This is a genomic window from Xanthobacter sp. BG11Y11_SDJG, from assembly GCF_057364445.1.
Genome location: NZ_JBNFNU010000246.1, coordinates 1 through 6,519 on the forward strand (window position 1 = coordinate 1; position 6,519 = coordinate 6,519).

At 68.9% G+C, this 6,519-nt stretch carries 8 protein-coding genes; 5 read left to right on the top strand and 3 right to left on the bottom strand.

Features of this window, described 5'->3' with window-relative positions; all coding sequences use genetic code 11:
* The 4 genes from AC2W7M_RS17425 to AC2W7M_RS17440 all read left to right on the top strand — a co-directional run.
* A partial coding sequence (locus AC2W7M_RS17425) for a right-handed parallel beta-helix repeat-containing protein (protein ID WP_486133603.1) occupies positions 1-1,316 on the top strand: 1,316 nt, incomplete at its 5' end.
* A 208-nt stretch (positions 1,317-1,524) separates the two neighbouring features.
* Entirely contained in the window at positions 1,525-2,097 is a 573-nt protein-coding gene (locus tag AC2W7M_RS17430; RefSeq protein WP_486133605.1) for a hypothetical protein, read from the top strand.
* Complete coding sequence (locus AC2W7M_RS17435; RefSeq protein ID WP_486133606.1) at positions 2,040-2,606, top strand: glycosyltransferase family 4 protein; 567 nt, start codon at positions 2,040-2,042, stop codon at positions 2,604-2,606. The genes AC2W7M_RS17430 and AC2W7M_RS17435 overlap by 58 nt, the downstream gene beginning before the upstream one ends.
* 606 nt (positions 2,607-3,212) lie before the next feature.
* The gene (locus AC2W7M_RS17440; protein ID WP_486133608.1) at positions 3,213-3,341 is read left to right on the top strand and encodes a hypothetical protein; all 129 of its coding nucleotides are present in this window, start codon (positions 3,213-3,215) and stop codon (positions 3,339-3,341) included.
* A 43-nt stretch (positions 3,342-3,384) separates the two neighbouring features.
* On the opposite strand, the gene AC2W7M_RS17445 is transcribed toward AC2W7M_RS17440, so the two are convergent.
* From AC2W7M_RS17445 to AC2W7M_RS17455, 3 genes are all read right to left on the bottom strand, one after another.
* Positions 3,385-3,870, bottom strand: coding sequence for a DUF192 domain-containing protein (locus AC2W7M_RS17445; RefSeq protein ID WP_486133610.1), 486 nt, complete (start codon positions 3,868-3,870; stop codon positions 3,385-3,387).
* A gap of 155 nt (positions 3,871-4,025) precedes the next feature.
* Positions 4,026-4,616, bottom strand: a complete 591-nt coding sequence (locus AC2W7M_RS17450) for a cold-shock protein (protein WP_486133611.1) — start codon at positions 4,614-4,616, stop codon at positions 4,026-4,028.
* A gap of 198 nt (positions 4,617-4,814) precedes the next feature.
* A complete protein-coding gene (locus AC2W7M_RS17455) occupies positions 4,815-5,585 on the bottom strand; it encodes an SIR2 family NAD-dependent protein deacylase (RefSeq protein ID WP_486133613.1) in 771 nt (256 codons plus the stop codon).
* 60 nt (positions 5,586-5,645) lie between these two features.
* On the opposite strand from AC2W7M_RS17455, the gene AC2W7M_RS17460 reads away from it, so the two are divergent.
* Positions 5,646-6,068 (top strand): VOC family protein, encoded by a 423-nt coding sequence (locus AC2W7M_RS17460; protein WP_121621978.1) that lies wholly within the window; start codon positions 5,646-5,648, stop codon positions 6,066-6,068.
* The last annotated feature ends 451 nt before the right edge of the window (positions 6,069-6,519 follow it).

Below are 6,519 nucleotides of genomic sequence, written 5' to 3' on the forward strand. Positions count from 1 at the left end.
GCCTTGCGCCAGCCTGGCGCCTGCTGTACGCCCTGGCCGTGGCGGTGCCCGTCTCCGCGGGGACGGCCCACGCCCAAGGGGCGCTCTCCAGGCCGGCGCCCGCCCAGTCCGGCCCAGTTCAGGCCAAGCCCGCCGGCCCACCCATGGACCCGGCCACCGGTGCCGTGGATTACGAGACGTCCCTCGCGGCCTACCGTAAGGGGTGCGCCGATCTGCGCTCCCAGAGCGCGCAGGGCCGCCTGCCCACTCGCGCCACCATCGGCGGCACCGATTTCCGCGTGGTGGACGTTGCCGCAGCGTTGAAGGATGCCGCGCCGGGCACCCCCGGGCTCACGGGCGTGTTCGAAGCCGCCGGCCAGGCAAGCGGCGCCACGGTGCTCTACTTCCAGCCCGAGACCCAGGGCGGCGCCTTCACCTATCGCGGCGCCCTCTACCTGAAGGCGCCTGGCACGCTGCTGTGCGGCGTCGGCGCCCGACTCCACGCCGAGGACGCGCGCGAGGCGGCCATCATGGTGCAGGCGGACCGCACCGGCGTGGTGGGCTTCAACTTCACCGGGACCGAGGACGCCCAAAATCAGTGGCGCAAAGAGTTCGAGGCCTCGGGGGGAACCTCCTTCCCGCGCAAGTTCTCGAACGTGAGCGACGGCAAGTCCTATAAGACCCGCGCCAGCCGCATCGTGCTCGACCGCATTGCGGACGTGATCATCGCCGACAACACCTTCGATGGTGCCGGCCGGGGCGCCCTGCGGCTCTATGGGGCGCGCAACGTCGCTATCGTCGGCAACACGGTCTCGCGCACCCAAAGCGACGGCATCCACATCGTTCACGGGTCGAACGGCATTACTGTGCGCCAGAACACCGTGCGCGATACTGGGGATGACTGCATATCAGTTGTCTCCTACCAGCGCGACATCTACCCGCCGGTGGAGAACGTGGTGATCGATTCCAACACCTGCGCTGGGTCGCGCACGCGCGGGATCACCACCATCGGCGGCAAGCGCGTGATGATCTCCAACAACCAGGTCACGCAGGCGCTGCGCGCCGGAATCCTGATCTTCCCCGCCCCGCGCCACCGCACCTCTCCGGTGGACGGCGTGCTCATCACGCGCAACACGGTAAGCTTCTCGCCCATGCTCAACCAGCGCTGCCCGGTATGCGGGGGCATCGTGGTGAAGGAGGGCGAGGGCAAATCGGTCTTCGCCGTCACCATCCTCGCCAACGTGGTCAAGCACATCTCGCGCGGGGCGACCGCCTTCAAGGTGGATCCGGGCGTTCAGAGCGAGGTCACGCTCGCCGACAATTCCGTCGTCCCCTGAGCCGGCCTCGGCGGGGCGCCCGGAGTCCCCGCCGGTGCCATCACGGGATGACCCGCTCTCCTTGCGGGGGTCGCACGTCCGCCGCAAGGAGAGCGGCCGCCCAAGGCCGGGGCGACCTGGCTGGGAAAGTCGGCCGCGGACCTCGGCGACGACCCGATCCTTAGAATGGCTGGCGGACCGTGCCGTTACGTCCCGAGGGAACAACCAGATGAAGATCGACTATTACCACTCGGCCCCCATTCCCTCGACGCGGGCCAATTCGGTCAACGTCGTGCGCACCTGCAACGCCTTCAAGAAGGAGGGGTGCGACATCTCCCTGTTCGCTGCCAAGGGCGAGGGCTCGACCGCCGACATCTTCCGCGACTACGGCGTGGTCAACGCCTTCCCCATCACGCGCATCACCGTGCCGGAGACGCGGTTTGTCGGCTCAACGACGTTTCGCGCCTTCGCCGCCTACCATATCCTGCGTCGCCGCTCTTTCGTCTTCACCCGAGACATCTCAGTCGCCTACATCGCCGGCCTGCTGGGACGGCCGTTCGCCTACGAGATGCACGTGCTGCCGCGCAAGGCGGCGCAGAAGAAAATGCTTGGACAGGTTGTGAAGAGCCCGCACCTCAAGCGCTTTATCTCCATCTCCAATTCGCTGCACGCCCAGCTCCTTTCCACCTACCGGGTGGAGAATGACGGACGCTTCGTCATCGTCCCCCTCGGCGCGACGTGGACATGGAAAGCGCGCAAATTGGCGCCGAGGACCATCCGCCGGCCAGCGTCGGTTATGTAGGCCATCTCTATCCCGGCAAGGGCGAGGAGATCATCCGCGGTCTCGCCGAGCGCCTGCCCGGGCTTAGGTTCGAGATCATCGGCCGCGCGGGCGGCCTCGCCGAGGGCGCCCCGGCGAACATTCAGCTCCACGGCATCCTGCCCCACGTCCAGGCCATGCGGCGGCTGCGCCAGTTCGACATCACACTGGCGCCGTATCAGGTGGGCTCCAGCGACTTCGCCGGAGTGGACATCTCGAGTTCCTTCTCCCCGCTGAAGATTTTCGAATACATGGCGGCGGGCAAGCCGATCGTGTGCAGCGATCTTCCGGTGCTTCGCGAGATCCTCACCGACGGGGTCAACGCGCTGCTGGCACCGCCGGCGGACATCGACGCTTGGGTGCGCGCCATCGAGCGGCTCATCGGCGATGGCGCACTGCGCGCCGCCCTGGCGCGGGAGGCGCTTGAGACGCTGCGTTCCACCTATTCCTACGACGTCCGTGCCAAGAGGATGCTCGCGGAGTTCGCCTGAACCGCGGCGCCGCCGACCGACCCTTCGAAATTCCCTGTTCAATCCCGTCGAGGATTCCATGAAGAAGGTCTTGCAGAAGTCCATGCGGCTCTTGGGAGTGAAGTCCTACCACGATCGGCACTTCCGGGAGGCGCGAGTGTGGTCGAACCGGGAGATCGCCAAGTTCGCCGACCTCTACACGGGCGACGTCATTAACGTGAGCGCCTGGGAGGACAAGGACAAGGAGGGGCGCACATACAAGAGCTACTTCGGCTCCTGCGCCTCCTACTACATCTCCAATTACGGGACCGACCAGGGCGTGATCCAGGGCGCGGAGAACGAGTTCCTGCTCGATCTCGAGAAACCCTTGCCAGAGCAACTGCGCAACCGCTTCCAGGTTGTGTTCAACCACACCACGCTGGAGCACATCTTCGAGTTCCGCACCGCCTTCGACCACTTATGCGAGATGAGCTCGGACACTGTGATGCTCGTGGTGCCCTGGCTCCAGCGCCTGCACGCCAATTATGGCGACTACTGGCGCTTCTCGCCCCAGGCGGTGGCCAAGCTGTTCGAGCGCAATGGGATGAAGACGTCCACTTATCCTGGACCACCAGCCCGCGCACTTCGGTGTATGTATTCGCGATCGCGACCAAGCACCCAGAGCTGTGGCGGGACAAGATCGGCAGCCCCATCGACACCACCGCCCCCGGCTTCCTCATGCCGCCTCCAGACGGCGCCGGCGTGGGCGCGCACTGAGCGGCGGGCTGCCCGAGCCGGCAGGCGGGGCTGCAGGTCCCCCTCACCGCCTCCCGAACATCGGGTGCGCCACCTTGTCGCCGGCGGCGATGCCGAGGCGGCGGGCGGCGCCGCCGTCGATCTCCAGCACCGCCCGCACCGGCTCGCCGGACGAGATGGTCTGCTCGGAGAACGGCGTGGTCATCGCCGCGATCCGGGCGATGGTGCCGTCGGCGCGGATGAACAGCATGTCGAGGGGGATCTTGGTGTTCTTCATCCACATGGCGACCGGCTGATCCACCTTGAAGTCGAACAGCATGCCGCGCCGGTCGCCGAGCGTGTCGCGGAACATCAGGCCCCTGGCACGCTGGGCATCGGTGGCGGCGAGTTCCACCTCGAACACCAGGACCCCCTTGGCGGTGGCGATCTCCAGCGCCTGCCGGTCCATGGCGGCGGCGCCCGTCTCGGGTGCCGGCTGCGCGTGAAGCGGAGCGAGCGGCGCGAGAAGCCCAAGCGCAAACAGAAGGACAAAGGCGCGGAGGCGGAGCATCGTGGAGAACCCTCGGCCAGGGAAGCGCCGGAGCGCGGCGCGCGGTCCCTCATAGGCCTTCGGGATGGTGGCGACAACATGAGCGGCGACCCGGCCGCCCCCTGCCGCGCCGGCCGTCCCGCGCAGCCCCGCCCGCGGGGCGACGGGGACAGACGTCAGTGTCCGGCCGAGCCGTCGCCGTCCGCCTTCACCTCGGCGGCCATGAGGCCCTTGGAGCCGTCGCCGTAGCGCACCAGAACACTCTGGCCGGGCCGCAGCTCGGTGAGGCCGTGGCGGCGCAGCGTCTCCATGTGCACGAAGATGTCCGGCGTGCCTTCGCCCTGGGTGAGGAAGCCGAAGCCGCGCAGGCGGTTGAACCACTTCACCGTGGCGCGCTCGAAGCCGCCCTTGGGCTCCACCAGCTCGCGCGCCCGGCTGGGCGGCGGCGGGCTCGGCACGGCCGTGGACAGGTCCAGCGAGAGCACGCGGAAGGCCTGGAAGCCCTTGGCGCGGCGCACCGCCTCGCACACCACGCGCGCGCCCTCGATGGCGGTCTGGAAACCGTCACGGCGCAGGCAGGTCACATGGACGAGCACGTCCGGCCCGCCGCCGTCGGGCACGATGAAGCCGTAGCCCTTGGAGGCGTCGAACCATTTGATGGCGCCGGCAATCTCCACCAGCCCCACAGGGGCCTCGGTGCCGTCGCTCGTGCCGTCTTCGGTGGCTCCGTCGATGAGCGGGACCACCCCCAGTCCGTCCGACCCCATATCCCCCCCGACCCGGAGCGCGATCCGATCACATTGGCTCAATCTGGCCGGTGAACCGCCCTCTCACTTAAAGGTAGAGAACGCCCTGCCCGACCAGCTTGCGCGCTGGCTGGTGGCCGCGTGCCCAAACGCGCGCGGCCGCTCGATTCCGCGTGAGCGTCCTACGATAGCAAGTCGGCGACGGTTCGCCCACCCTCTTCACGCATCGTCAGCGAAAGGACCGAGCACGTCGCCGATCTCGGAACGCGAGACCATGTCTGCGATGGCGTCGAAATCGGTGGGCTCGCGGTTGAGGATCACGAGCTTCGCACCCGCGCGCTTGGCCTCCAGCGGGAAACCGGCGGCCGGATAGACCACCAGCGAGGAGCCGACGACGATGAACAGATCGGCGGCGCGGGCGAGCGCGGCGGCGCGCGCCATCTCCCGCTCCGGCATGGCCTGGCCGAACGAGATGGTGGCCGACTTCACCGGCCCGCCGCACGCCTCGCAATCGGGCGCGAGGCCGCCCGAAGCCTCGAAGCGGTGGCGCACCCAATCGAGTTCGTAGCGCGTGCCGCATTCGAGGCAGGTGGCATAGGTGCCGTTGCCGTGCAGCTCCACGAGGTGCGCGTCCGGCACGCCGGAGGCCTGGTGCAGGCCGTCGATGTTCTGGGTGATGACGCCGGCAAGCCGCCCGGCCGACAAGAGCCGCGCCAACGCCCGGTGGCCGCGCCCGGGCTTGGCGCCGCCGAATGCCTCCTCCATGGCGAAGCGGCGGCGCCAGGCCTCGTTGCGCGCCGCCTTGTGGGCGACGAACACGTCGAAGGGGATGGGCTTGTTCTGGCTCCACAGGCCGCCGGGGGAGCGGAAGTCCGGAATGCCGCATTCGGTGGAGATGCCGGCGCCGGTGAAGGCGACCGCATGCCGCGCCGCGTCGAGAAGTTCGCCGAGGCGCGCCTGCGCACCCTTGAGATCGCGCTCGAAGATCATACGTTCGCTCCGCCGGCTCCCCGCCGGCCTCCCGTCGCGCCCACAGCGAAGAGGCTCGCCATGCGCTTTCTGCACACCATGGTCCGCGTGACCGACGTCGACCAGTCGCTGGACTTCTACTGCAACAAGCTGGGGCTCAAGGAGGTCCGCCGCAAGGACGTGCCGCAGGGACGCTACACGCTGATCTTCCTCGCCCCGCCCGGCCAGGAGGGCGTGGCCGAGATCGAGCTGACCCACAATTGGGACCCGGAGCCCTATGACGAGGGCCGCAATTTCGGCCATCTCGCCTTCGAGGTGGAAGACATCTACGCCACCTGCGAGCGCCTGATGGCCTCCGGCGTCACCATCAACCGCCCGCCGCGCGACGGCTACATGGCCTTCGTGCGCTCGCCGGACAACATCTCGGTGGAGCTGCTGAACAAAGGCGGCCCCAAGCCGCCGGCCGAGCCCTGGGCCTCCATGCCGAACACCGGCAAGTGGTGAGCGCGGGCGGCCGAGGGGCCGGAGAGCCCGGGCGGGCACCGGCCTAGAATCGGGCGGCTGCGACCCGGAGCGGCGCGAACCCTCCCCCCGCGTGCGGGGGAGGGAAGGGTGGGGGAAAGCCCCGGCGGGGCGACGGACAGCCATCGGGCGCTCCCCTCGCGATCGGTGCTCCCCTCACCCAGCATGCCCCTTCCCCAGCCCTCGCCCGATGCCCCCTCCCCAGCCCTCCCCCGCAAGCGGGAGAGGGAGTCCGGCTCGGGCTCTATGCACAACGAATGTAGGCACGGCGCCGGCGCCCCCGCCTCCCCCTGCTCCCGCCGGGGAGAGGGATCGGGTGAAGGGTCCTCCCCCCGCCCGGATTGCCCCGGCGCTCCCAGCCCCCCGGCGTCCCTTCCCCCTCACCCTGCCCTCTCCCCGTCGGAGAGGGATGCCGCTCGCTTGGCGGCGGAGG

What these genes read in the sequence shown, in the direction of transcription:
- AC2W7M_RS17430 (WP_486133605.1), top strand. Translation starts at nt 1,525, where the DNA reads ATGAAGATCGACTATTACCACTCGGCCCCCATTCCCTCGACGCGGGCC.
- AC2W7M_RS17435 (WP_486133606.1), top strand. Translation starts at nt 2,040, where the DNA reads ATGGAAAGCGCGCAAATTGGCGCCGAGGACCATCCGCCGGCCAGCGTC.
- AC2W7M_RS17445 (WP_486133610.1), bottom strand. Translation starts at nt 3,870, where the DNA reads ATGCTCCGCCTCCGCGCCTTTGTCCTTCTGTTTGCGCTTGGGCTTCTC.
- AC2W7M_RS17450 (WP_486133611.1), bottom strand. Translation starts at nt 4,616, where the DNA reads ATGGGGTCGGACGGACTGGGGGTGGTCCCGCTCATCGACGGAGCCACC.
- AC2W7M_RS17455 (WP_486133613.1), bottom strand. Translation starts at nt 5,585, where the DNA reads ATGATCTTCGAGCGCGATCTCAAGGGTGCGCAGGCGCGCCTCGGCGAA.
- AC2W7M_RS17460 (WP_121621978.1), top strand. Translation starts at nt 5,646, where the DNA reads ATGCGCTTTCTGCACACCATGGTCCGCGTGACCGACGTCGACCAGTCG.